A 24081-nucleotide genomic window follows, 5' to 3' on the forward strand; every position below is an offset into this window, starting at 1 on the left:
TTTTTATTTAAGTTTGGAAATTTTCTTCCAATTTCCTCCTATTTCCTGTATAGTAGTGGTTAGTAACAGGAAAACACCCTGCAGGTAGTATACCTGTTTGCCCGGAAAGCACGGGCAAAAAAGGGGAAAGGAGAGATGTAACATGAAAAAACTATTACAATTGGGCTTCGGTCTGATGACTGTGGCACTTGTGACAGCGTTCGTACCAGCAACACCGTTTCCTTCCATGGCGGATGAAACGGCATCGGGCCAGGAGGCATCGGAAGTACGGAATGACTGGATAGATGAAAACCTGGGACCAGGTGTGGCCAGGTGGGTAGACGGGAATGGTAATATTTCAGAACAACCGGGAAAGCATACGGAGGACGAAGCCGGTGAGAGCCAGAGCAGTGCGGAGGGCCAGGACTTAAATGCCGGGACTGCAGCAGAAGGGCAGCAGGAGGCCGGTTCACAGGAGAGCCAGGAACAGGCAGCCGCAGGACGCCAGATAGACCCTTCAAGGCCAATGGTGGCTCTGACCTTTGATGACGGACCGTTTGCACCCGTGGGTAATCAAATTATGGATTGTCTGGCACAGTACGGCGGAAAAGCCACGTTTTTCGTGGTGGGAAGCCGTGTTTCTGTTTATGGGGCAGAACTGCAGCGCATGGTTGCGGAAGGACATGAAATCGGCAATCACACCAATGAGCACAAAAATCTTACCAAGTTAAGCGGTTCCCAGATCCAAAGCCAGATAAACCAATGCAATGATGCGGTACAAGCTGCCTGCGGCGTCAGACCGTCTCTGGTAAGACCGCCGGGAGGAGCAAAAAACAGTACGGTCCTTGCAAATGTACAAGCACCCGTGATTATGTGGAGTATTGATACAAGGGACTGGAAGACGCGAAATACCGGTAAAACGGTAAATGCGGTAATGAGCCAGGTACGGGATGGGGACATCGTTCTGATGCATGAGCTTTATTCCCAGACCGGAGCAGCAGCCATTGAAATGATCCCCAGACTTACAGAGGCAGGCTACCAGCTGGTTACGGTAAGTGAGATGGCTGCACTCAGGGGAGGAACTGCCCCGGGCGGAGTTTATTTTCATTTTTATCCATAAAGGATGAAGAAAGTGTATAGAATTAAATTAAGATACGAAAAGTGTTTGAGCCACCCATTGTTGGGGGGCTCAAACTTTTTTATTGGGCTGACTGCCATCATCACGCTAAATTTAACCTCATCAAGTAGCAAAGCGGATTGCGAACATCCCATTGCCCATTCCTGAATCCACCAGGTATCAGCCAGATGAAGAAGGGAGTATGGGAGAAACAAGTTTTGGCAATAGTTTGAAAAACAATAATTTAAAAATGCCTATTGACAAATACACAGAATAATTGTATTCTTGTATTAAGGCATTAGTACAACAATACAATGGTACAATAATCCTTAATATTACAATAAAATGATACAGCAATACAAAAGGAGGCAGTATTATGATCTGGAAACTGACCGATGACCGGCCGATCTGGATACAACTTTTCGAACAGCTCACTTTGCGCATCGTGTCCGGCTTATATGCACCTGGCTCGGCTGTGCCCACTGTACGCGCGCTGGCCAATGAGGCGGGGGTAAACCCGAATACAATGCAGCGTGCACTGGCGGAGCTGGAAAGCAGGGGTTTAGTAGAAACCCGCCGCACAGCCGGACGGATCGTTACTGAGGATCTGTCACTCATCCACAACGTGCGGAACGAGCTTGCCTATGCGCGGATGGATGAATTTCTTGCGTCCATGCGTGCCCTGGGCTACACCGATGAACAAATCCGCGAGCTGCTAGCCGCGTGGGATAAAAAGGAGGAACATGTATGAATCAGGAACTTATCACTGCGCGTGGCCTGACTAAGAATTATGGAACAAAGCCCGCGCTTGACCATATTGATTTAACGGTAGGCCGGGGCCGCATCGTAGGTCTTCTAGGTCCAAACGGCTCAGGCAAGACCACCTTTATTAAGCTTTTATGCGGACTCTTGCAGCCCACCTCCGGTACGCTGGAGGTAAACAGCAATGCGCCCGGCGTAGAAACCAAATCAGTCATCTCTTACCTGCCAGACCGCATGTACTTTGCCGATTGGATGAAGGCCTGCGACTTGACAGACTTCTTTGCCGACTTTTATGTGGATTTTGACCGCACAAAGGCAATGGAGATGTTCTCGGCTCTTGGCATTCAGCCGAAGGACCGGCTTAAAACAATGTCAAAGGGTACCAAAGAAAAGGTGCAGCTTGCGCTTATTATGAGCCGTAAGGCGCAGCTTTATCTGCTTGATGAACCGATCGGCGGGGTTGACCCGGCAGCACGTGACTTTATCTTAAACACGATTCTGACCAACTATAACGAAAATGGCACGGTCATGTTGTCCACACATCTTATTTCTGATATCGAGCGCGTGTTGGATGAGGCCATTTTCCTGCAAAACGGCAAGGTTGTCCGCCATGATACCGTGGATAACATCCGTGAGCAGGAAGGCAAGTCAGTCGATCAGCTGTTCCGCGAAATATTCGCGTATAGCAGCTAGAATAAGGAGGAAAAAAGATGTTTGGCAAACTTTGCAAATACGAATTTAAATCCATTGGGCGCACGCTTGTGCCTATTTACCTGGCGATTATCGCCATATCCATTCTCAATGCATTTATGGGTTTGGGCTCGCTGGCCAATGGCTATTATAACGGCCTGATGTCTGGCTTAAGCTTTGGCCGCGGCCTTCTCAGCCTGATCCAGACGCTCTCCATCATCGCCTATTTCGGTGTTCTCGTTGCGATGAGTGTCCTGACGCTGATTGTTGTTATCCAGCGGTTTTATAAGGGCCTTCTGTGCGATGAAGGTTATTTGATGTTTACCCTGCCGGTGAAGCCCTGGCAGCTGATCGCGGCAAAGGGTTTGGTGGCATTTGTGATGTCGCTGGCCAGTTCCCTGGTGGCTTTTGCTTCCATTTTTATTCTGGTGCTAGGTACTGCAGGTACTGCCAAGGTTTTTACAGCAATTACGGATCCCCAGTTATGGAGTGCCATCAGCCGCGCGATTGCTCATGTTTCGTCCTGGCCGCTGCTGGTGTTTGAGGTGATTATTCTGGTCATCGTCAGCGGACTGGTCCAGCTTTACCACATGTACTTTTCTATGGCACTTGGCCATCTGGCCAGCAAAAACCGTGTGATGATGTCCGTTGTCGCCTTTATTGCAATATCCATGCTCTTTAGCTTTATCAACGGCCTTGCAATGATCATTCTGGGTAATGTACCGTCCTTTCAATCGTTCTTCCGTATGATCGAAACGATGCCCGATACACAGGGGATTTCCATGATCATGCATTTAACCTTCATCGGTTCGGTTATTTACAACGCAATTCAGCTTGCGATATTCTTCTTCGGCACGGAACGTATCCTGTCCAAGCGTCTAAATCTGGAATAAAGTATAAAACAAGGCTTATAAACTAATCAAAAAATGATGCCTCGCAATTGATGATAGATTAATTAATTGTGAGGTATTTTTTTAAATTGGAATACCAGGCCATATCTTGACTTCTCTGTTTACAAGTGCTGTTATAACAGTTATAATAGGGCAAACGGAAGAAATAATGGAAGATCCTGCCACTAAAAAGCTGCTGTCCGGACCGGAACTGGCAGTTAAAGACATAGGAGAAGGCGGATAAATTACGGGGAAAAAGTTAAAAGATATATTCAGGAGGGAATAAGATGGAATACAGAGAGGTCGGAAAAACCGGCAAGCATGCAAGTATTATTGGCCTTGGCTGCGAACACCTTGACGGCAAGCCATACGAGCAGGTGAAGGAGACGATTGATGCCGCACTTGAGTATGGAGTTAATCTCATGGATGTTTTTATGCCCGGCACGGAAGTGCGTGAAAACATCGCAAAAGCACTGGGCAGTAAGCGGGATCAGGTGATGTTACAGGGGCATATCGGTTCCACGAATGTAAATATGCAGTACGATATCAGCCGGGATATGCCTGTGGTCAAGCAGTATTTTGAAGAACTGATGCGGGTCTTCGGCTACATAGATTTTGGCATGATGTTTTTTATTGATTCGGAGCAGGACTATAAAAATGTTTTCGAGACAGATTTTATTACATATGTGGAGCGTCTAAAACAACAAGGGGACATCCGGCACATTGGTTTTAGCTCCCATAACCCTGAAACTGCAATGAAGGTCATTGAGACAGGAGTGCCGGAGATGATGATGTTCAGCATTAATCCTGCATTTGATATGCTATCATCGAAAGCGAGTATTTTTGATTGTCTTGATAATGGCTTCCAGGCAGGGGCCTATAACGGAATTGATCCCAAACGTGCGGAATTATATAAGCTGTGTACGCAAAAACAAGTTGGTATTACTGTGATGAAAACCTTTGGCGGCGGCAAACTGCTTTCGCCGGAACATACGCCTTACAGCAGGCCGATGACTTCGCAGCAGTGCGTCCATTATGCACTCTCAAGGCCAGCGGTTGCCAGTGTCCTGACAGGCTGTAAAACCAGGGCTGAGATGAAGGACACCATGAGTTATCTTTCGGCATCTGACTCTGATAAGGATTACACATGGATTTATAACGAAGTGCATAGTGCTTTTGATGGAAACTGCGTGTACTGCGGACATTGCCAGCCATGTCCCTCTGAAATAGATATTGCCGCTGTCAACAAATACTTGGACATCGCACGGCTGGATAAAGAAGCAATCCCACCATCCATACGTTCTCATTATCAAAGCCTGTCTCATGGCGGTGATGAGTGTATTGCCTGCGGCAGCTGCGAAAGCCGTTGTCCTTTTGGGGTACCGATCATTAAAAATATGATAGAAGCTGATTCACTGCTTGGCTGAAGGAGGGAATGAGTGAGTAAAAGAGGGTGCCCCAAATTACTTTTTGGGCACCCTCTTTTACTTCATCAAGCAGGGTCGCGGATTGCGGATATCCGATTGACCCTTAATCTTATTTCTCGTCACAAACCTGAAAAATGTAAAATTTTAAGTAATAGGAGGTTTCATCTCCCGCCCACAAGATCGGATGATCTGCAGCCTGAGTCCGGTATTCTACCTGACGGAGGCGTTTGTGGACATTTGCGGCCGCCTCCCGGATGGTCTTTGTGAAAAGCTCGGGGGTCATGAAATGGGAACAGGAGCAGGTGGCTAAATAGCCGCCGTCTTTTACCAGCTTCATACCGCGGAGATTGATCTCCCGGTAGCCTTTTACTGCGTTTTTCACGGAGTTCCTGGATTTGGTGAAGGCAGGAGGGTCCAGGATGACCACATCGAAGGTTTCTCCGTTTTTCTCCAGTTGGGGAAGGAGTTCAAAAACATCGGCGCACTGAAAGGCTACCCGGTCAGATAAGCCGTTTAATGCGGCATTTTCTTTTGCCTGTGCGATGCCAAGTTCAGAGGCATCCACCCCAAGAACTTCCCTTGCTCCGGCAATACCGGCATTTAAGGCAAAGGAGCCGGTATGGGTAAAGCAGTCTAAGACCCGCTTGTCCTTACATAAGCGCTGAATGGCAAGGCGGTTGTATTTTTGGTCAAGGAAAAAGCCGGTTTTCTGCCCATCCTGGACATCGACCTGGTATTTAACCCCGTTTTCCGAGATCTCCACCTTAGTGTCAAAGGAAGGACCGATAAAGCCCTTATAGCGTTCCATGCCTTCCTGGAGGCGGACCTTGGCGTCGCTTCGTTCATAAATGCCGCGGATTTTAATGCCCTCCTCTTCCAGAACCTTTTTCAGCTTTTCCAGAATTACAGGCTTTAGCCGGTCAATGCCAAGGGCAAGGGATTCCACCACAAGGATATCCTCAAACTTGTCTACTACAATGCCGGGAAGGAAGTCTGCCTCTCCGAAGATGAGACGGCAGCTGGAGGTATCCACAGTGGCTTTGCGGTATTCCCAGGCGTTGCGGACCCGCATTTCCAGAAAGCTTTCATTCACTTCATTGCCTTTTTTCCGGGACATGATTCGGATGGTGAGCTTGGAATTGGTATTGATAAAGCCACGACCCAGGAAATAGCCGTCAAAGTCTTCCACGGATACGATATCACCGTTGGTATAATCCCCGGTGATGGTATCGATTTCATTGTCATAGATCCAAGGACCGCCGGCTTTTAATGAGCGGCCTTCTCCTTTTTTTAATCTTACGGTTGCTGATTCCATAAGCATACACTCCTTTATTGATGAGATTGACCCCGTTTTAATGAGGTGAGCAGCCGGTATAACGGCCGGAATAAAATGAGGGACAGAAAAAAATTGCCTGTTCCATGGACGATATCGTATGGAATTCCTGCCGCCCACCAGGTAAGAGCTGCGCCAGGACCTCCGGAAATTAAGTAGAACCCGGCACAGAAGAATCCAAACAGCATTCCAAAGATTCCGGAAAGCAGGGATATGCCAAAAGTTCCTGGCATATTGTTTTTATAAATCAAAAATACGGCGGCCGGAAGAATGGGCCACACATAAAGATAGGAAAACCACCAGAGGCCGAAGCCATAGACCAACCCTTCCAATATAACAAACACGTATAGGATGAGCCATACGTGTTTGCGGAATACGAGGGTGTATAAAATTAGAAGCAGGGATACCAGTTCTACGTTGGGAAGCCAGGACAAGCTTACCTGGCTGACAAATAAAAGGGCTGAAAGCAGTGCGTCTAATACAAGCTCCCTGGTGGTAAACAGGGGATGGTTTTTCATGATTATTTTGTTTCCTCAGAGGACAGTGTGTATTGAAAGGTATAGCGCTCCCCATCCTTGATGGCCTGCTGGCTCACTCCGTAGGTACAAGTTTCCCCGTCGCAGAGAAGAGCCCAGTAAGCGCCGTCCTTTTGGTAGTCTGCCCGCTTTCCGTTAATTGTATTGACCATGAGGCCAAATTCTTCAGAAGTGGTTCCTTCGATTTGAAAATCCGGTATAGATTTAAGCGCTTCTAACAGAAACTGCGCTTCTGTAGTGATCTGGTAGTGGTCATTTACTCCGTTTTCATATACCACATCAATGGAAATACTTTTTGGCCCCGCCATGGGAACCGGTTTTGTCAGGGTATATACGACTAAAAGCAGTGCCAGGACCGCGATGGCGGCGCAGCCTCCCAAAAAGGGAGAAAGCCTCTTAAACTTATTCATGATCTGCTGACTTCCTTTTTCATTATTTGACTAAATGCATGGATTAGTATAGCATATATTCATGGCACGCCGCAAGAACAGAATTTCCTTCTTTTCTTAAAATACCCTTTGATGTATAATAAATGGGTATTGTTTGAAAAAGAAGGTGGTTAGATGACTGTGAATGAACAGATTTTAAAAAAAATAGCAGCTTGTGAAAAGCTTTTGATCGGAATCGGAGAGGAATGGATAACAGAGGGAATTCCGGATATGGGAAACCTTTATGAGAAAATGAATGATCTCATAAAGGACAAGGATTTCTTTCTTGTAACTACAGTGACCGATGGTGAGATATTTAATTCTCCCCTGGATAAGAGCCGGATGGTAGCACCCTGCGGAAACGTGACATGGAGGCAATGCTCCAAAACCTGTACAAAGGATATCTGGGAACCGGGAGAGATCCCAAAGGATGTCTGTCCTCATTGCGGGGCACCTCTTACGGGCAATACCATAGAGGCTGAAGATTACATAGAAGAGGGGTATCTTCCCCAGTGGAGGGCTTACACCGCGTGGCTGGCAGGGACCCTTAATAAAAAGCTGCTGGTTTTGGAACTGGGGGTAGGGTTTAAGACACCTACGGTCATCCGCTGGCCGTTTGAGAAGACGGTGTCCATAAATAAAAAGGCCCATATGTACCGGATTCATGAAACGTTGGCACAACTGCCGGAAACTGTAAAGGGAAAGGCAGATGCTGTTTTAGAAAGTTCTACGGAATTCTTTCGGAAATTATAGGCTTATTTTGCGTTGTACATTACACGTTACTGTGTTAAAATGTTGAAAAAAGACGTAAAGAGGTGACGGCCATGATTGCGATAATCGACTACGATGCTGGAAACTTAAAGAGTGTGGAGAAAGCACTGACCGCATTGGGGGAAAAGCCGGTGGTTAGCCGGGAAAAGGAGATCCTCCTTTCTGCGGACAAGGTGATTCTTCCGGGTGTTGGTTCTTTTGGCGATGCGATGGAAAAGCTTCATCAGTATGAGCTGGTGGATGTGATCCATCAGGTGGTTTCAAAAGGAACGCCTTTTCTCGGGATATGCCTGGGACTTCAGCTTTTCTTTGAAAGCAGCGGAGAATGCGAAGGGGTCAGAGGACTTTCCCTGCTTCCAGGTAAGATCGTGAAATTTCCGGAGACACCGGGGCTTAAAGTCCCTCATATGGGCTGGAACCGTCTGGATATAAAGCCTGGTACAAGACTTTTTAAAGGAATAGATTCCGGGGCATATGTGTATTTTGTCCATTCATATTATTTAGAAGCGGAACGGGAATCCGATGTGGCCGCATCTGCAATCTATGGAATAAAGTTCGGGGCATCGGTGGAACATGAAAATTTATTTGCCTGCCAGTTCCATCCGGAGAAGAGCAGTGATACTGGCTTGAACATTCTGAAAAATTTCATTGAATTGACTTAAGGAGGTACAGGATGCTTACGAAGAGGATCATTCCATGCCTGGATGTGATGGACGGAAGAGTAGTAAAGGGTGTTAATTTCGTGAATTTAAAGGATGCCGGGGACCCGGTGGAGATTGCAGCAGCTTATGACAGGGCTGGTGCCGATGAACTGGTATTTCTTGATATCACCGCGTCCTCTGATCACCGGAATACGGTGGTGGATATGGTGCGCCGGGTGGCGGAAAAGGTATTTATCCCCTTTACAGTTGGCGGTGGGATCCGCACGGTGGAGGATTTTAGAATGCTTTTAAGAGAAGGAGCGGATAAGATATCCATTAATTCCTCAGCCATCAATACCCCTCAGCTGATCTTCGACGCAGCTGGCAAATTCGGACGCCAATGTGTGGTGGTTGCCATTGATGCCAGAAGGCGGAAGGATGGAAGCGGCTGGAACGTATATAAGAACGGCGGCCGGATCGATACGGGACTGGATGCGGTAGAATGGGCCATGAAGGCAGACAGCCTTGGAGCAGGGGAGATCCTCCTTACCAGCATGGACTGCGACGGAACGAAAGCAGGATATGATGATGAGTTAAACCGCATCATAGCAGAGCATGTTTCCGTGCCGGTGATCGCTTCAGGTGGTGCAGGCACGATGGAGCATTTCCATCACGCTCTGACGGAAGGAAAGGCTGATGCGGCTTTAGCGGCATCCTTGTTCCATTACAAGGAGCTGGAGATCATGGAATTAAAACGGTATTTGGAAGTCATGGGAGTACCAGTGAGGATTTAAGGATTATTTTAATACAAATGGGGTTTTCCCGAAACATGCAAAGGAGAAAGAATGGGAGCAATTGAGAACGACTGGCTGGAACCCTTAAGCGAAGAGTTTAAAAAGCCATATTACAGGGAACTTTATCAGAAAGTGAAGCATGAATATGAGATGACCCAGGTCTTTCCTGACCCAAACGACATTTTTAACGCGTTTCAGTTTACGCCTCTTTCCAATGCCAAGGTAGTGATTTTAGGTCAGGATCCTTATCATAATAATGGGCAGGCCCACGGGCTTTGTTTTTCCGTAAAACCTGATGTGGATATTCCTCCGTCCCTTGTAAATATTTATCAGGAGCTGAGGGAAGATCTTGGCTGTGAGGTTCCAAATAACGGATATTTAAAAAAGTGGGCAGATCAGGGGGTCATGCTCCTTAATACGGTGCTTACGGTGCGTGCCCATGCAGCCAACTCCCACCAGGGGATCGGCTGGGAGACCTTTACAGATGCTGCCATTAAGATTTTAAATAAACAGGACCGGCCCATGGTATTCCTTTTGTGGGGACGCCCGGCCCAGAATAAGAAGGTCATGTTAACAAACCCCAGGCACCTCATTCTGGAGGCGCCTCATCCCAGCCCTCTTTCCGCTTACAGAGGATTCTTTGGCTGTAAACACTTTAGCAAAACCAATGCTTATTTAAAGGAAAATGGGTTGGAGCCTATTGACTGGCAGATTGAAAATATATAAAAGGACAGGGGAAAAGGAATGAATATCATTGAGATTTTAAAAGTAATTGTTCTTGGAATAGTGGAGGGCTTTACGGAGTGGCTTCCCATAAGCAGTACGGGCCACATGATCCTGGTGGATGAGATTATACATTTAAATCAGCCGAGTGCATTTAAAAATATGTTTTTGGTCGTCATTCAGCTGGGAGCGATTCTGGCGGTGCTGGTTTTGTATTTTGACAAGCTTAACCCCTTTTCCGCCAGGAAAAAACCGGCACAGAAGCAGGCGACTCTGGTTCTATGGTCAAAGATCATCTTAGCCTGTATTCCCGCAGCAGTGATCGGGTTCCTGGTGGATGATATTCTTGATGAGTATCTGATGAACGGCTATGTAGTTGCAGCGACCCTGATCCTCTATGGTGTGTTGTTTATTATCATTGAGAACAGAAACCAGTACCGGAGTTTTGAAGTTCAGAAGGTGGGAGATATCTCATACCAGACAGCTCTTTGGATCGGACTGTTTCAGCTTCTTGCCCTGATTCCGGGTACCTCACGTTCCGGTGCCACCATTCTCGGCGCCATGATCCTGGGATGTTCCCGGGCGGCTTCCGCAGAATTTTCCTTTTTCCTGGGAATTCCGGTGATGTTCGGAGCCAGCTTTTTAAAGGTTGTGAAATATGGATTAAATTTTACCGGATCTCAGATCTTCTATCTGATTTTAGGCATGGTGGTGGCTTTTGTGGTTTCTGTTTATTCGATTAAGTTCTTAATGGGATATATCAGACAGCATGATTTTAAATTTTTCGGATATTACAGAATCGTATTGGGAGCAGTGGTGCTTTTGTATTTTACCATAACGGCTTTCCTTGGTTAAGGAAATAGAGAAACGAGAGTTGATGGTCAGCGTTATACTGATATCAACTCTCGTTTTTATGATAATTCATAAAGGTTCCTTTCTGACGGATTATGGTTGAAACAGCATCTCGATCCGTCCTTCGGCGGCCAGTTCATCAATGCCGTCGAAATTAAATTGTAAGTTCCGGTTCTGCGTGTTAAGCCCTTTTTTCATCTCGTCGTAGTCCTTGACATTCACCTTTGTTAAACCGTAGTCAATATAGATATCACAGTCAAAGGCATTAGCGGTGTTGATTAAAAGCGCGAGGGGAATGGGGGTGTAACGCAGCTGGATATCGACTTCAATGGTCCGCATACCCATACCTCCTTTTCCTGATAGCCGGATAAACCCGGCATGAACGTGCCAACAACATAGGGGGGTATAGAGATATCAACAGGATGAAGAGTCATATAAATGACTCTGATTTTATTTTATCATCTCTTGTTAGAAAAACAAGAGAAAATTGAAGAATAGTCAAAAAACAGGTTAATTACTAATAATAAACGGAGAATATGCATAGTAATCAGTAAAAAGAAACATGCCAGAGACAGTTATAAGTACCTCTGGCATGACTTGAGTTATAATACTATTTATGCATTTTCAGCGATTTCATAGATCAGACGCTCGGAATCTTCCCATCCCAGACAGGGATCGGTGATGGATTTTCCGTAAATGCCTTCTCCGACTTTCTGGCTGCCTGGCTCAATGTAGCTTTCAATCATCAGGCCTTTTATTAAGGAACGGATTTCCGGGGAATGCCTTCTGCTGTGCAGGACTTCCTTGGAAATACGGAACTGTTCCTTATATTTCTTGTTGGAATTGGAGTGGTTGGTGTCCACGATGCAGGCCGGGTTCTGGAGATTGCGGCGGCTGTACATCTCATGAAGAAGAAATAAATCTTCAAAATGGTAGTTGGGGATGCACTGGCCGTGCTTGTTGACCGCACCTCTAAGGATGGTGTGGGCCAATGGATTGCCCTTGCTCCTCACTTCCCAACCTCTGTAAGTGAAATCATGGGCCTGCTGTGCGGCAACTACGGAGTTAAGCATAACAGACATGTCTCCGCTGGTAGGATTCTTCATGCCTACGGCAACATCACAGGCACTGGAAGTCAGACGGTGCTGCTGGTTTTCCACGGAACGGGCACCAATGGCAATGTAAGACATAATATCATCAAGATATCCCAGGTTTTCCGGATATAACATCTCATCGGCTGTGGATAAACCGGTTTCAAGGAACACATTCATGTGCATCCTGCGGATGGCTATGAGACCTTCGTGCATGTCCGGCTTTTTTTCCGGATCAGGCTGGTGAAGCATTCCCTTGTATCCTTCTCCAGTGGTTCTGGGTTTATTGGTATAGATTCTTGGGATGAGGATCAGACGGTCTTTTGTCTTTTCCTGTACCTTTACAAGCCGGTTCACATAATCAGAAACAGACTCCTCATTGTCAGCGGAGCAAGGGCCGATAATAACAAGGAATTTATCGCTTTTTCCTGTGAGTACATCGCTGATGGCTTGATCGCGTTCTATTTTAAGGGCTTTAAATTCTGCTGGAAGTGGAAAGCGTTCCTTGATCTCTTCCGGGCTTGGCAGATTGTTTACGTATTGAAATCCCATGGCATCCTCCTGTGTATGTGATTAATCTGTGTTTTTTCTGTTGATTATATAACAGAACCCGTGAAAAATCCAGCATTCATTGAAAATTTAGCAATGTGCCTCCCTAAAGTGTTTCTTTTTGAAGAAAAATGGTGTATGATTGCAGAGAATGAATAGAGGAAGGATGGATTTCAATGGAACGATACTGGAACTGGCAGGGAAATTATATCGGAGTAAGGCAGAGGAATTACCTGGCCGCCTGTGACGGAAGGATTCTTGGGAAATTCTATGGAAAAGAAATCTACGACCAAAATGGGAATTACATCGGTGAAGTGGGCAGAGGCGGCCGGCTGATAAAAAATAAGAACAAGGAAGATTTTCGCCGCCAGGGGTTCAGCACCTATGTGAAGGGAACCATAACTGCGGCCTTAAAGGGCAGTGCCCCTTATCCCATGATTCAGGGGTATGAAGATTTTATAATGGATGAGACACGAGAATGAGGAAAGAAGGATAGCAGGAATGGTGGATTTAAGCAAACTGACAGCGGGAAAGAACCTGACTGAGGTGGAGGACAGTGTTCTCCGTTATATCATTGAACACATGGATTCCATGCTTAAAATGGGGGTGAGGGGAGTTGCAAAGGAAAATTACACCTCCACCTCAACCATTATGCGCCTGACAAAAAAGCTGGGCTACAGCGGGTTTGTGGACATGTATTACAAGCTGTTGCCGCTTGTGAACCGGGCCAGGGACAATGAGGACGCCGGAATGCAGTTTATCAACAGCTTTTGCTCCAACTCTCTTTTAAAGTATAATTCCTATGAAGACATCCGGGCATTTGCCAGACGGCTGGGCCATCTGGATGAAGGTTACGTATTTTTGTACGCAACGGGCTTTTCTGCTATTCCTGTGGAATATTTAACAAAAAAGCTTCTTGTCCTTGGGATAAAATGCATTTATTCCAATGGAATGGATTCCATCGGTGTTTTTGAGAACAATCTGGAGAATATGAAAATGCTCATTGTAGTTTCCAGGTCAGGAGAAACGGACTGGGTAGCGGACCGGGTAAAGACTGCCAGAGAGAACGGCATTTTTACCGTGTCATTTACCAATGAAGCGGAGAACCGGGTCAGTTCCATAACAGATATGCAGTTTCGCATAGAGGACAGCAATAAGCTGGACGACAGAAATATGATGGCAAACACATTTTTCCCCAATGTATTCATGCTGATGGAGCTTTTAATCTACGAATATCATAAGGTGCTTCAAAATATGGATAAAAAAGAAGAATAAAGGTTCCGGATGACGTTTAAAATAGCGGCATCCGGTTTTTTTTTGAAACCTGTTACCACTTGGAATAACAGGTTCCTATTCTTTCCCAAAGTATATACAAAAGGGGGAGACGGCGGCTATAATACGGATATGAATTTCACGTGAAATGAAAAACAGAAAACCATTTATTGATAGTTGGAGGAAAAGAGAATGAAAGATAAAGTGATGGATCAGCTGCAGCGCTTTTCAAAAGCAATGTTCATCCCGGTTTTGATCCTGCCCATCGCAGGTATTTTAATCGCTGTGGGAAACTTATTTACCAATGCAAAATTGCTGGAGCTTCTGCCCTTTATGGACAATCCGGTGACAAAGGGCTTTGGCACCATTTTGTCTGGTTCCCTGGTTTCGATCCTGAATAACCTGGGACTGATCTTCTGTGTGGGACTTGCGGCGGGCCTTGCCAATAAGAAGAAATATGAGGCTGGTTTTACCGGCCTTTTGGGATTTCTGGTATTCATTAACGCCATGAACAAATTCATGACTCTGACAGGGATCCTGTTTACAGGGGAATCTTTAAGGGGAACGGGTCAGGCCATGGTGCTGGGCGTACAGATCCTGGACATGGGCGTGTTCCTGGGAATTATTCTGGGAATCGTAACGGCTATGGTCCATAACCGGTTTTGTGAAACAGAATTTCAAAACGCGTTCCAGATTTACGGAGGTTCCAGGTTTGTATTCATCGTATTGATTCCAGTGACCGTTTTACTGGCTGTGCTCCTTACTTATGTATGGCCCTTTGTCCAGATGGGAATCACCAGCCTTGGAGGGTTCATTAATCGTTCCGGAAACTTCGGGATCTTTATGTACGGTGCTCTGGAACGACTTTTAATACCAACAGGCCTTCACCATCTGGTCTATACCCCGTTTTTATATACCTCTCTTGGAGGCATTGAAACCATTGGGGGACAGGTGTTTGAAGGTGCAAGGAATATTTATTATGCAGAAATCGCAGACCCTTCCATTCAGGTACTGTCCCGGTCAGTGATATGGGATGCAAGAGGTATTTCCAAGATGTTCGGCCTTATGGGTGCCTGTCTTGCCATGTATCATACGGCCAGACCGGAAAACCGCAATAAGATAAAAGCCATTCTGATTCCTGCTGCATTTACTTCTTTCATCGCAGGTGTTACAGAACCAATTGAATTTTCCTTTATGTTCGTGGCTCCGGTCCTGTTTATTGTTCATGCGGGTTTAAGCGGACTCAGCATGGTGGTTCTTAATATATTGAATGTACGTGCCATCGGTCCCAACGGCTTCCTGGATTTTCTGCTTTTCAATGTGCCTTTGGGAATTCATAAAACCGGATGGCCCATGTACATCGTCACAGGCCTTATATTTTTTGTAGTCTATTATGCCATATTCCGCCTTCTCATTACAAAGCTGAATTTAAAGACTCTGGGGCGGGAAACAGAAGGAATGGAAATGAAGCTTCATACGAAGGCGGAGTATAAGGAAAAGGTGGCTTCTGAAAAAGAGGGAAAAGACGCCGATGATGTGGATGCCCCACTGATTATAAAAGCCCTGGGCGGTGCAGGCAATATTGAAAAAGTAGATAACTGCTTCACCCGTCTTCGCCTGATCCTTACAGATCCGGACCTGGTACTGGAGGATGTATTGAAAAACGGCACCGGAGCCAATGGTGTGGTGAAAAAGGGCAATAACGTTCAGGTAATCTATGGTTTAAAGGTAACTGCCGTAAGAAGAGCTGTTGATGAGGAGCTGGGAAATGGCGAGAGTAACTAACTGATAAACCAGACATAGCAAGGAGGTAAAATAAAGTGAAAAAATTCTCAATCGTAATCGCAGGAGGCGGGAGTACTTACACGCCAGGCATTGTAATGATGCTGATGGATAACCTGCATCGTTTTCCCATACGTTCTTTAAAGCTTTACGACAATGACGGAGAGCGCCAGGAAACCCTGGCAAAGGCCATAGGCATCGTAATGAAGGAAATAGCACCGGAGGTGGAGTTTTCCTATACAACGGATCCTAAGGAAGCCTTTACTGATGTGGATTTCTGCATGGCTCATATCCGGGTGGGCAAATATGCCATGCGGGAGCTGGATGAAAAGATTCCAATGAAATACCATGTGGTAGGACAGGAGACCTGCGGTCCCGGTGGAATCGCATATGGGATGAGAAGCATTGGCGGTATGATGGAGTTAATTGATTTTATGGAAAAATATTCTCCGGACTGCTGGATGCTTAATTACTCTAATCCTGCTTCTATCGTGGCGGAGGCCTGCCGTGTATTAAAGCCTAATTCCAAGGTATTAAATATCTGCGACATGCCGGTGGGAACCAAGAGACGTATGGGATACATTGTAGGCAGGGATCCTAAAGATATGGATGTGAAATATTTTGGACTGAACCATTTTGGCTGGTGGACCAGCGTAAAGGATAAGGATGGGACAGACCTGATGCCGCAGCTTTTGGATTATGTGTCTAAAAACGGTTATCTGACAGAAAAGGCTGTGGAGACTCAGCATATGGATGAAAGCTGGCAGCTGACCCATAAAAAGGCGGCAGATTTATTAAAGCTGGAACCAGATTTTCTCCCCAATACGTATTTAAAATACTACCTTTACCCGGATTATGTGGTGGAACACACCGATCCCAACCATACCAGAGCCAATGAGGTAATGGAGGGAAGAGAAAAAGAAGTGTTTAGTGCCGCAAAAGCCATCATTCAGGCAGGGACTGCAAAAGGCGGAGAGTTCTCCATAGACAATCACGCTTCCTTTATAGTGGATCTGGCCTGCGCGATTGGGTTCAATACCCGCGAGCAGATGCTCTGCATCGTGGAAAATAAGGGTGCTATCTCTAATTTTGACCCTACTGCCATGGTAGAAGTTCCTTGCCTGGTAGGTAATGAAGGACCGGAGCCATTGTGCCAGGGAAACATTCCAACCTTTGAAAAAGGCATGATGGAAGAGCAGCTCGCAGTGGAACGTCTGGTGGTAGAGGCCTGGACCGAAGGAAGCTATTTAAAGCTGTGGCAGGCCCTGACCTTATCAAAGACAGTACCAAGCGCCTCTGTTGCAAAACAGATTTTAGATGATCTGATAGTAGCCAATAAAAAATATTGGCCGGAATTGAAGTAAGATTTTCGCAAATATATAAATAAAAAAGCTCTTAGCGAGACTTTCGCCTCGTCCTTTTGATAGGACGGGGCTGTTTTTTTGTTTATTTTAACATTGCATTCCATCAATACGCAACAATGAAGTTGGTTGAAGTAAAATGAAAGGGAAGAAAGTAAAAATATATGAAAGTATATTATTGACAAATAGAGAAAATGTGATAATATTAAAATGAGATATGAAACTAAACAAAAACAAATAGAAAGGAAATGAAAGAATGAAGCTAAGTGAGTTAACGGAAGCAAAGCTGGCAAATCTCTTTGACCATACCTGTTTAAAAGCCGGTGCGGTAAAAGCTGATTTTGACCTGCTGTGCAGGGAGGCAAAAGAGAATGGTTTTAAGATGGTTGCGATTAACTCCTCACCGGTTGCCTATTGTAAATCCCTGTTAAAGGATACTCCGGTCCATGTGGGGGCCGCAATAGGATTTCCTTTGGGACAGACAACCATTGAGACAAAGTGTTTCGAGACACAGGATGCGATTTTGCATGGGGCGGATGAAATTGATTATGTAATCAATATCGGGGAACTAAAAAACGGTAATTACGATTACATAGAAGAAGAGATGAGACGGATCTGCGATATCTGCCGAAAAGCGGGTGTCTTAAGCAAAGTTATCTTTGAAAACTGCTATCTTGAAAAAGATGAGATCCGTAAAGCAGCGGAGATTGCCAATAAAGTAAAGCCTGATTTTGTAAAGACCTCTACCGGGTTTGGAACAAGCGGGGCCACTGTAGAAGATGTAAGGCTGATGAAAGAGGCTGTAGGAGAAGAGATCAAAGTGAAGGCAGCAGGAGGAATACGGGACTGGGAAACCTGCAGGCAGATGATTGAAGCGGGAGCTGAGCGCATCGGCACCAGCAGCAGCTTTAACATACTGGAAGGCTACCGTGAAGCTTTGAAGTCCGGCTATTAAACGATGAGGGTGGGGAACAAACATGCTAAAAATTTCAGCTTTAATTAATGAGGATTTAATGATCACGGATTTATCAGCAGGTCATAAGGAGAAATGTCTGACTGACATGATTGCCCTGCTAAAGGCAGACGGCCGGATTGAAGACGAAGCGGTCTTTCTGGAGACAGTAATGGAGCGGGAGGCGGTCGGACCTACGGGAATCGGCATGCAGGTGGCAATTCCTCATGGTAAGAGTCACACAGTCAAGAGGCCAGCCCTGGTTTTTGCCAAGAGCAAAGACGGTGTGGATTTCAATGCTCCAGATGGGAGCCTTGCATCTTTGATCTTTTTGATTGCAGTTCCGGACACCACAGACGATCTGCACTTAAAGATATTGGCAAAGCTGGCAAGAAGCCTGATGCATGAAGAATTCAGAAGCCGTTTACTGACATGTAAGGATAAAAAACAACTGTTCATTATTTTAGAAGAGGGGGTTTCTTTATGAAATTAGTAGCAATTACTTCCTGCTCCACAGGAATCGCACATACTTATATGGCTGCAGAGAAACTTATGATGGAAGCTAAGGTCATGGGGCACGAGATCAAGGTTGAGACACAAGGGTCCATTGGTGCGGAAAATATACTTACAGCGGAAGACATTGCCGCAGCGGACGCAGTACTTATTGCAGCCAATACCGGTGTCAATAAGGAACGGTTTCATGGAAAACGTCTGTATGAGACCAATGTGGAGGACGGCATCAACAAGGCCGGTGAGATCATTGAGAAGGCACTGGCAAGTACATATATTTACAAGAACGCTGAGGCAGGTATGGACACAAATGCAGCGCAAAATACGAAACAAAAGGTCAGTGTCTACAAACATCTGATGGCAGGTGTTTCCTATATGATTCCCTTTGTTGTGGCGGGAGGCATCTGTATTGCCCTTTCTTTTGCATTCGGCGGCATCCATTCGGAGGGACCGATTGCACAAGCCTTCAGCATGATTGGCGGCGGAGTCTGCATGGCTCTCATGTTCCCGATTCTGGGAGGATTTATCGGACACTCCATCTCAGACCGGCCCGGCCTGCTGCCTGGTATGGTGGGTGGTATGCTAGCCAGCACATTGAATGCGGGATTTTTAGGAGCGCTGATCGGTGGATTTTTAGGCGGATACTCGGCATTATTCTTAAAAAAGGTGATCAAAATGCCAAAGGGCCTGGAAGGCCTGATGCCTGTTTTGATCGTACCGTTTTTGTCGTCTGTAATTGTAGGGCTTACCATGATTTTTATCATCGGCACTCCGTTTAAGGCGCTGAATGTCTGGATCACAGAGTTTTTAAACAGCTTATCCGGTGTGAATTCTGCTCTTCTGGGATTGATTCTTGGGGCAATGATGGCGGTAGATTTAGCCGGGCCCATCGGAAAGGCAGCTTATTTCTTTGGAGTTGCGTCTTTAACGACCTTGTCTCCGGGAGAGACGGCACCGGTTATGGCGGCGGTAATGGCCTCGGGTATGGTTCCTCCGTTAGCGATGGCACTTTCCACCATCATTGCGAAGGATCGCTATACCACGGACCAGATTGAGTCGGGAAAGACGGCCTGGATCTTGGGAGCTTCTTTTATCAGCGAGGGGGCAATCCCCTTTGCGGCAGCCGATCCGGTCCGCGTACTTCCTTCTGTTACCATAGGAGCTGCGGTAACCGGAGCGCTTTCCATGATTTTTAACTGCGGGCTTGCGGTTCCTCATGGCGGAGCCTTTGTATTTGTTATTCCGGGGGCAGTTTCCAATCTGCCGCTCTACCTTGTGGCAATTATCGCAGGAACGATTATATCCGGAGTTTTGGTAAGCTTTTTAAAGAAACGCTGATTTGACAGCGGTGAGGGGAAATAAGGATGAGAGACATAATAAATATCTGTTTGATAGGCGCAGGGCGTGCAGGAATGATTCATGCCAGAAATTTCGTATCCCGAGTACCGTATGCGAAAATGGCTGCAGTCTGTGATCCTTCGGAAGCAGCGTGCCAGGCGGCGGTGAAGGAACTGGAGATTTCACTGTATTATACGGATTATAGGGAAGCACTGAATAATGATGAGATCGATGCCGTAGTCGTTGTCACGCCCACCGTGTTTCATCATGAGATTGTAATAGCGGCAGCGAATGCAAAGAAGCACATTCTCTGCGAAAAGCCAATGGCCATGAATGAGAAAGAGTGCGAGGAGATGATTGATGCCGCAAAGGCAAACGGCGTCAAGCTGCAAATCGGGTTCATGCGGAGATTTGATGACAGCTTCGTCTATGGGAAGAAGCTTGTGGAGGAAGGGGGGATCGGTGATGTGGTGCTTGTTAAATCTCTCACAAGGGGCCCCAGCATACCCAAGCCATGGATGTATGATATTAAAAAGAGCAACGGCCCCCTTGCAGAAGTAAACAGCCATGACATCGACACGCTCCGCTGGTTTACAAAGGGAGAATTTCAAACCGTATACGCGGTGGCGGGGAATTATAGGTGCGTGGAGGCGAAAGAGGAGTTCCCTGATTTTTATGATAACGTCATACTGAATGCAAAGTTTGACAATGGCATTCTGGGAAGCATTGACGGCGCCCAGGGAGTGGGCTATGGATACGATGCGCGCGTGGAAATCCTGGGAACCAGAGGACTGATCACATTAGGGGAGCTAAAGGATAAGTCCACAGTCATTTATACCAAAAATAACGGCGGTAATATGGATGTTGTGAACAGCTGGACCCATCTGTTCCGGGAGGCTTATATCAATGAAGACATCAGCTTTATCCAGGCGATTTTAAATGACCGGGAACCGGAAGTGACAGGGAAGGACGGTTTGATGGCCGTAAAGGTGGTCAATGCAGGAAATGAATCCATTGTCACCGGAGAGATTGTGAAACTGTAAGGTGCATGCTGCAGGAATTTTACCCCAAGGAACGTACTGCAGAAGCAGAGAGTGTAGAAATATAAGGGAGTATTTATGAAAGCGATAAGATTATATGGAAAAGAGGATCTGCGTCTGGAAGACGTAAATGAACCTGTAATAACCGAGGATGAAGTTCTGATAAAGACAAAGAGTGCAGCGCTTTGCGGAACCGATATCCGGATGTACAAAAACGGTGCATCAGGAATCGATAAAGATCATCCGCTGATCATCGGACATGAGATCAGCGGGATCATTGAACAGGTTGGCAAACATGTACGGGGCTATCGCCCCGGAATGAGAGTTGCCGTAGCCCCCAATATGGGCTGCGGAACCTGTGACAGCTGTGTGTCCGGCAATACCCATCTGTGCGCGGATTATCAGGCACTTGGAATCAACTTAGACGGGGGTTTTGCCGAATATGTCAGAATTCCGAAAGCGGCGGTTATCCAGGGAAACATCAAAATACTGGAGGACCACATGGGCTATGACGAAGCGGCTGTGGCAGAACCGCTTTCCTGTGTGTACAACGGACAAAAGCAGGCTGGAATTCATCCCGGGGATAAAGTGCTGGTTATCGGAGCAGGACCGATCGGTCTGATGCATGGAATGCTGGCAAAGATGCAGGGAGCAGGCATGGTCATGATGAATGATCTGTCTGCGGAACGCCTGGCTTACTGTAAGTCTTTGTATCCGTATATGCATACCATAGAGGCAGATTCCCTGCGTGAGACGGTGATGCGTCTGACGAAAAACCGGGGGGCGGACGTGATTATTGTTGCCTGTCCGTCGGGAGAAATGCAGTCCATGGCCATCGAACTGGCAGGCTTGTTCGGCAGAGTTTTGTTCTTTGGAGGCTTGCCAAAAGACCGGGAGCTGGTTTCAATCAATTCAAACCTGATCCACTATAAGCAGATCAGTATCCATGGAAGCACCAGAGCCAGCTTAAGCCAGTACCGCAAAGTCCTGGATTTTGCGGCAGACGGTGTTATCGACTTAAAGCAGCTGGTTACCCATGTCTATGAGATAGGCGATTATCAGAAGGCGTTTCATGAAGCGATAAAATCCAGCGGACTCAAGCATGTGATACGATTTTAACCTCATCAAGCAGGCAGCGAAGCGGATTGCAATATCCGATTGACAATTGGCCTACTCCTGACTTTATTTTTCCGGTAATTTATAGTATATTAGATATAGTAAAAACAGGGGTGAAGCCAAATGAATGAAAAAGAAACCGTATTTATGGAAGAACGAAAGCAGATGATTTTGAATTTACTGCAGGAGACCGAGAAGGTGACGGTAGCCTATTTAAGTGAACTGTTCAATGTATCAGGTGCAACAATCCGAAGCGATTTAAGAGATCTGGAGAACGAAAAGCTTCTGCTCAGGACCCATGGCGGGGCAATGCGGATATCCAAGTCGGCATTTGAGATAGAGCCTCAAAAGCGGGGAGAAGCTACCGAATGCAAGGAGGCGATAGCCAGGGAGGCAGTAAAGTTCATTGATGACGGGGATACGATAGCGGTGGATACAGGCAGTACCTGTTATGCATTTGCCAAGCATCTGGGTACTAAAAAGGATCTTCGCGTCGTAACCAACGACTTAAGCATTGCCGCTCTGCTTGACCAGTTTGAGGATGTTACGGTTTATTTCATCGGAGGTGTCATCCGCAAGCATTATAATTGTACCATAGGCAGCTTTGGTACCGCACCGTTTCAGGATCTGGTTGTGGACAAGGCAATTATGGGTACAAACAGTTTTACTCTGGCAAAGGGTGCGACAACCCCGGACGTGGGACAGGCGGAGATGAAAAAGCTTCTTGTGTCAATATCGGATAAGGTTTTCATCCTGGGAAGCAGTGATAAAATCGGCCGGAATTCGTTTGTGACCTTTGCGGAAAGTAATCAGATAGATGTGATCATTACGGATGGAGCGATCAGTAAGGCATATAAAGAAAGCATAGAAGACAGTGGTATTGAATTGGTAATTGCTGAATAAAAGAGAGTGGAGCTAGAAAATTACACTTCCGCCTCAATCATTTGTTCTTAAAAAAGCTGGGCTGCAGTGGGGTGTGTGATAAAAACTGTAGCCCAGCATCGTTATTTCTGCTTGTTCTTTTCGCATAATAATTACATCAATCAAAAATATTTTGGTTTCTAATAGCAAATAACAGCTTACAAGGCCGCTTCCTCCATTCTTCTTTCTTTTCGAATCCCACATAGCCAAATAAACAATAAGCCGCAGACATGAATTACCATTTTCCTGAATTGTCCTTCATATTTGCATACTGAGAAAGTTTACTTTCATTTTACTTCAGTTTGATGGATAAGTTTACATAGTGCATTTATACTGGAAGTGACTCAATAAGGCTGCATGATTAAGAAGTATCCGCAGTGTAAAGGAGGTGGCTTTATGCAGCTGCATTTTCCGGCTTTGCCGGAAGAACTGACCAGCGCAGATCAAAAAATTATAGAATATATCAGCAGCCATACCGACGTATTTTTATTTATGACCATCGGTCAGCTGTCAGCCTGTTTGGGACTGTCGGTTGCCACGGTTTCCCGTTTTGCACGTCATGTGGGCTGCAAGGATTTTAAGGAGCTTAAGCATGTAGTAATACAGCAAAGTACGGAACACAAGCCTGTGCAAAAATAGCTGCAACGCTTTTGCAGGATGCAGGATTCACTCTGCAAAATTGGCTCTTGCGGCAGCAGCATTGCATACAAAAGACCCTGGAGCAGCTGGATACATCGGAGTTTGAATGTGCTATCAGGTCTATTCAGGAGGCAAAAAGCATCTTTATTTATGCTAAAAATGCCTCATTCTCTCTGGGACAGTTTTCATGCGCGGCCGTTCCATCACCGATACATGGCTTATTATCGACGAGGCACAGAATCTGACTCCGCGGCAGGTGAAAGGAATTGTTACCCGCGTGGGCAAGGGCACTAAAGTCATTTTGCTGGGAGATCCGGCTCAGATAGACCATCCTCTTCTGGATGAGCGCACCAATGGTCTTTCCTATGCAGCAGAGCGGATGAAGGGCAGCCCGCTCAGTGTTCAGCTTGCGATGTTCCCTGATGAATGCGTGCGCTCCGATCTGGCCTTGGACGCGGCTCAAAGGATGTAATACGGATTAGCAGTTGCTCTAATATCTAACTGGTATTTTTAAATAAACATTAACTGGTACTTTCGATAAGACCAGTTTTGGGGCATAATAAGGAT

Annotated in this window: 26 protein-coding genes and 1 pseudogene; 22 read left to right on the forward strand and 5 right to left on the reverse strand. The window is 46.1% G+C overall.

The genetic code is table 11. The features are described from left to right. Nucleotides 1–142: 142 nt before the first annotated feature. The 5 genes from H171_RS00265 (at nt 143) to H171_RS00285 (ending at nt 4865) form a co-directional block, all read left to right on the forward strand. Nucleotides 143–1099 carry a polysaccharide deacetylase family protein gene (locus H171_RS00265; protein ID WP_100303357.1) on the forward strand — a complete coding sequence of 319 codons (957 nt, stop codon included), beginning with the start codon at nt 143–145 and terminating at the stop codon, nt 1097–1099. A 373-nt stretch (nt 1100–1472) separates the two neighbouring features. Then, entirely contained in the window at nt 1473–1847 is a 375-nt protein-coding gene (locus H171_RS00270; protein ID WP_100303358.1) for a GntR family transcriptional regulator, read from the forward strand. Beyond that, the gene (locus tag H171_RS00275; protein ID WP_100303359.1) at nt 1844–2551 is read left to right on the forward strand and encodes an ABC transporter ATP-binding protein; all 708 of its coding nucleotides are present in this window, start codon (nt 1844–1846) and stop codon (nt 2549–2551) included. The genes H171_RS00270 and H171_RS00275 overlap by 4 nt, the downstream gene beginning before the upstream one ends. Nucleotides 2552–2568: 17 nt before the next feature. After that, nucleotides 2569–3441 (forward strand): hypothetical protein, encoded by an 873-nt coding sequence (locus H171_RS00280; RefSeq protein ID WP_100303360.1) that lies wholly within the window; start codon nt 2569–2571, stop codon nt 3439–3441. A 284-nt stretch (nt 3442–3725) separates the two neighbouring features. Next, nucleotides 3726–4865, forward strand: a complete 1140-nt coding sequence (locus H171_RS00285) for an aldo/keto reductase (protein ID WP_100303361.1) — start codon at nt 3726–3728, stop codon at nt 4863–4865. Nucleotides 4866–4974: 109 nt separating this feature from the next. Here H171_RS00285 and H171_RS00290 read toward each other — a convergent pair whose 3' ends face one another. From H171_RS00290 to H171_RS00300, 3 genes are read right to left on the reverse strand one after another with little or no spacing between them, the layout of a single operon-like run. Further along, the gene (locus H171_RS00290; protein WP_100303362.1) at nt 4975–6180 is read right to left on the reverse strand and encodes a class I SAM-dependent rRNA methyltransferase; all 1206 of its coding nucleotides are present in this window, start codon (nt 6178–6180) and stop codon (nt 4975–4977) included. Nucleotides 6181–6194: 14 nt separating this feature from the next. Next, nucleotides 6195–6716, reverse strand: coding sequence for a hypothetical protein (locus H171_RS00295; protein ID WP_100303363.1), 522 nt, complete (start codon nt 6714–6716; stop codon nt 6195–6197). A 2-nt stretch (nt 6717–6718) separates the two neighbouring features. After that, the gene (locus H171_RS00300) at nt 6719–7144 is read right to left on the reverse strand and encodes a DUF4430 domain-containing protein (RefSeq protein WP_100303364.1); all 426 of its coding nucleotides are present in this window, start codon (nt 7142–7144) and stop codon (nt 6719–6721) included. Between the two features lie 153 nt (nt 7145–7297). On the opposite strand from H171_RS00300, the gene H171_RS00305 reads away from it, so the two are divergent. From H171_RS00305 to H171_RS00325, 5 genes are all read left to right on the forward strand, one after another. Next, nucleotides 7298–7915 carry an SIR2 family NAD-dependent protein deacylase gene (locus H171_RS00305; RefSeq protein WP_100303365.1) on the forward strand — a complete coding sequence of 206 codons (618 nt, stop codon included), beginning with the start codon at nt 7298–7300 and terminating at the stop codon, nt 7913–7915. Nucleotides 7916–7986: 71 nt separating this feature from the next. Further along, nucleotides 7987–8595 carry an imidazole glycerol phosphate synthase subunit HisH gene (gene hisH / locus H171_RS00310; protein WP_100303366.1) on the forward strand — a complete coding sequence of 203 codons (609 nt, stop codon included), beginning with the start codon at nt 7987–7989 and terminating at the stop codon, nt 8593–8595. Between the two features lie 11 nt (nt 8596–8606). Next, a complete protein-coding gene (gene hisF, locus H171_RS00315; protein ID WP_100303367.1) occupies nt 8607–9368 on the forward strand; it encodes an imidazole glycerol phosphate synthase subunit HisF in 762 nt (253 codons plus the stop codon). Nucleotides 9369–9419: 51 nt separating this feature from the next. Next, the gene (ung, locus tag H171_RS00320) at nt 9420–10094 is read left to right on the forward strand and encodes a uracil-DNA glycosylase (RefSeq protein ID WP_100303368.1); all 675 of its coding nucleotides are present in this window, start codon (nt 9420–9422) and stop codon (nt 10092–10094) included. Between the two features lie 18 nt (nt 10095–10112). Further along, on the forward strand, nt 10113–10946 hold the full coding sequence (locus H171_RS00325; RefSeq protein WP_100303369.1) for an undecaprenyl-diphosphate phosphatase: 834 nt from the start codon (nt 10113–10115) through the stop codon (nt 10944–10946). Between the two features lie 90 nt (nt 10947–11036). Here H171_RS00325 and H171_RS00330 read toward each other — a convergent pair whose 3' ends face one another. Together H171_RS00330 and H171_RS00335 are read right to left on the reverse strand one after the other, a co-directional pair. After that, complete coding sequence (locus tag H171_RS00330) at nt 11037–11282, reverse strand: HPr family phosphocarrier protein (RefSeq protein ID WP_100303370.1); 246 nt, start codon at nt 11280–11282, stop codon at nt 11037–11039. Between the two features lie 275 nt (nt 11283–11557). After that, entirely contained in the window at nt 11558–12586 is a 1029-nt protein-coding gene (locus H171_RS00335; RefSeq protein ID WP_100303371.1) for a 3-deoxy-7-phosphoheptulonate synthase, read from the reverse strand. Between the two features lie 173 nt (nt 12587–12759). Between H171_RS00335 and H171_RS00340 the strand changes: the two genes are divergently transcribed. From H171_RS00340 to H171_RS00395, 12 genes and pseudogenes are all read left to right on the forward strand, one after another. Continuing rightward, a complete protein-coding gene (locus tag H171_RS00340; protein ID WP_100303372.1) occupies nt 12760–13065 on the forward strand; it encodes a hypothetical protein in 306 nt (101 codons plus the stop codon). Beyond that, nucleotides 13049–13858 carry a MurR/RpiR family transcriptional regulator gene (locus tag H171_RS00345; protein WP_330404129.1) on the forward strand — a complete coding sequence of 270 codons (810 nt, stop codon included), beginning with the start codon at nt 13049–13051 and terminating at the stop codon, nt 13856–13858. The genes H171_RS00340 and H171_RS00345 overlap by 17 nt, the downstream gene beginning before the upstream one ends. Nucleotides 13859–14047: 189 nt before the next feature. After that, complete coding sequence (locus tag H171_RS00350) at nt 14048–15640, forward strand: PTS transporter subunit EIIC (RefSeq protein ID WP_100303374.1); 1593 nt, start codon at nt 14048–14050, stop codon at nt 15638–15640. Between the two features lie 35 nt (nt 15641–15675). Then, nucleotides 15676–17001, forward strand: a complete 1326-nt coding sequence (locus H171_RS00355; RefSeq protein ID WP_100303375.1) for a 6-phospho-alpha-glucosidase — start codon at nt 15676–15678, stop codon at nt 16999–17001. Nucleotides 17002–17254: 253 nt separating this feature from the next. Then, nucleotides 17255–17953 carry a deoxyribose-phosphate aldolase gene (gene deoC, locus H171_RS00360; protein ID WP_100303376.1) on the forward strand — a complete coding sequence of 233 codons (699 nt, stop codon included), beginning with the start codon at nt 17255–17257 and terminating at the stop codon, nt 17951–17953. A gap of 22 nt (nt 17954–17975) precedes the next feature. Beyond that, complete coding sequence (locus tag H171_RS00365; RefSeq protein ID WP_100303377.1) at nt 17976–18437, forward strand: PTS sugar transporter subunit IIA; 462 nt, start codon at nt 17976–17978, stop codon at nt 18435–18437. Further along, nucleotides 18434–19798: a PTS fructose transporter subunit IIC gene (locus H171_RS00370; protein ID WP_100303378.1), complete on the forward strand. Its 1365-nt coding sequence runs from the start codon at nt 18434–18436 to the stop codon at nt 19796–19798. Before H171_RS00365 ends, H171_RS00370 begins: the two co-directional genes overlap by 4 nt. A gap of 26 nt (nt 19799–19824) precedes the next feature. After that, nucleotides 19825–20841, forward strand: coding sequence for a Gfo/Idh/MocA family oxidoreductase (locus tag H171_RS00375; RefSeq protein WP_100303379.1), 1017 nt, complete (start codon nt 19825–19827; stop codon nt 20839–20841). Nucleotides 20842–20916: 75 nt separating this feature from the next. Continuing rightward, nucleotides 20917–21957, forward strand: a complete 1041-nt coding sequence (locus H171_RS00380; protein ID WP_100303380.1) for an alcohol dehydrogenase catalytic domain-containing protein — start codon at nt 20917–20919, stop codon at nt 21955–21957. 120 nt (nt 21958–22077) lie between these two features. Beyond that, nucleotides 22078–22857: a DeoR/GlpR family DNA-binding transcription regulator gene (locus H171_RS00385; protein ID WP_100303381.1), complete on the forward strand. Its 780-nt coding sequence runs from the start codon at nt 22078–22080 to the stop codon at nt 22855–22857. 414 nt (nt 22858–23271) lie between these two features. Then, a complete protein-coding gene (locus tag H171_RS00390) occupies nt 23272–23514 on the forward strand; it encodes a MurR/RpiR family transcriptional regulator (RefSeq protein WP_157803081.1) in 243 nt (80 codons plus the stop codon). A 184-nt stretch (nt 23515–23698) separates the two neighbouring features. Beyond that, nucleotides 23699–23986 (forward strand): annotated as a pseudogene (locus H171_RS00395) (PhoH family protein); the annotation flags it as partial. Between the last annotated feature and the right edge of the window lie 95 nt (nt 23987–24081).

It is taken from the genome of [Clostridium] celerecrescens 18A (assembly GCF_002797975.1).
Taxonomy (GTDB): Bacteria; Bacillota; Clostridia; order Lachnospirales; family Lachnospiraceae; genus Lacrimispora; species Lacrimispora celerecrescens.

Coding starts and splice junctions, on each gene's coding strand:
- H171_RS00380 (WP_100303380.1), top strand. CDS start 20,917: ATGAAAGCGATAAGATTATATGGAAAAGAGGATCTGCGTCTGGAAGAC.
- H171_RS00340 (WP_100303372.1), top strand. CDS start 12,760: ATGGAACGATACTGGAACTGGCAGGGAAATTATATCGGAGTAAGGCAG.
- H171_RS00300 (WP_100303364.1), bottom strand. CDS start 7,144: ATGAATAAGTTTAAGAGGCTTTCTCCCTTTTTGGGAGGCTGCGCCGCC.
- H171_RS00385 (WP_100303381.1), top strand. CDS start 22,078: ATGAATGAAAAAGAAACCGTATTTATGGAAGAACGAAAGCAGATGATT.
- hisF (WP_100303367.1), top strand. CDS start 8,607: ATGCTTACGAAGAGGATCATTCCATGCCTGGATGTGATGGACGGAAGA.
- H171_RS00305 (WP_100303365.1), top strand. CDS start 7,298: ATGACTGTGAATGAACAGATTTTAAAAAAAATAGCAGCTTGTGAAAAG.
- H171_RS00330 (WP_100303370.1), bottom strand. CDS start 11,282: ATGCGGACCATTGAAGTCGATATCCAGCTGCGTTACACCCCCATTCCC.
- H171_RS00365 (WP_100303377.1), top strand. CDS start 17,976: ATGCTAAAAATTTCAGCTTTAATTAATGAGGATTTAATGATCACGGAT.
- H171_RS00295 (WP_100303363.1), bottom strand. CDS start 6,716: ATGAAAAACCATCCCCTGTTTACCACCAGGGAGCTTGTATTAGACGCA.
- hisH (WP_100303366.1), top strand. CDS start 7,987: ATGATTGCGATAATCGACTACGATGCTGGAAACTTAAAGAGTGTGGAG.
- ung (WP_100303368.1), top strand. CDS start 9,420: ATGGGAGCAATTGAGAACGACTGGCTGGAACCCTTAAGCGAAGAGTTT.
- H171_RS00335 (WP_100303371.1), bottom strand. CDS start 12,586: ATGGGATTTCAATACGTAAACAATCTGCCAAGCCCGGAAGAGATCAAG.
- H171_RS00290 (WP_100303362.1), bottom strand. CDS start 6,180: ATGGAATCAGCAACCGTAAGATTAAAAAAAGGAGAAGGCCGCTCATTA.
- H171_RS00285 (WP_100303361.1), top strand. CDS start 3,726: ATGGAATACAGAGAGGTCGGAAAAACCGGCAAGCATGCAAGTATTATT.
- H171_RS00270 (WP_100303358.1), top strand. CDS start 1,473: ATGATCTGGAAACTGACCGATGACCGGCCGATCTGGATACAACTTTTC.
- H171_RS00345 (WP_330404129.1), top strand. CDS start 13,049: ATGAGACACGAGAATGAGGAAAGAAGGATAGCAGGAATGGTGGATTTA.
- H171_RS00265 (WP_100303357.1), top strand. CDS start 143: ATGAAAAAACTATTACAATTGGGCTTCGGTCTGATGACTGTGGCACTT.
- deoC (WP_100303376.1), top strand. CDS start 17,255: ATGAAGCTAAGTGAGTTAACGGAAGCAAAGCTGGCAAATCTCTTTGAC.
- H171_RS00375 (WP_100303379.1), top strand. CDS start 19,825: ATGAGAGACATAATAAATATCTGTTTGATAGGCGCAGGGCGTGCAGGA.
- H171_RS00280 (WP_100303360.1), top strand. CDS start 2,569: ATGTTTGGCAAACTTTGCAAATACGAATTTAAATCCATTGGGCGCACG.
- H171_RS00390 (WP_157803081.1), top strand. CDS start 23,272: ATGCAGCTGCATTTTCCGGCTTTGCCGGAAGAACTGACCAGCGCAGAT.
- H171_RS00275 (WP_100303359.1), top strand. CDS start 1,844: ATGAATCAGGAACTTATCACTGCGCGTGGCCTGACTAAGAATTATGGA.
- H171_RS00325 (WP_100303369.1), top strand. CDS start 10,113: ATGAATATCATTGAGATTTTAAAAGTAATTGTTCTTGGAATAGTGGAG.
- H171_RS00350 (WP_100303374.1), top strand. CDS start 14,048: ATGAAAGATAAAGTGATGGATCAGCTGCAGCGCTTTTCAAAAGCAATG.
- H171_RS00370 (WP_100303378.1), top strand. CDS start 18,434: ATGAAATTAGTAGCAATTACTTCCTGCTCCACAGGAATCGCACATACT.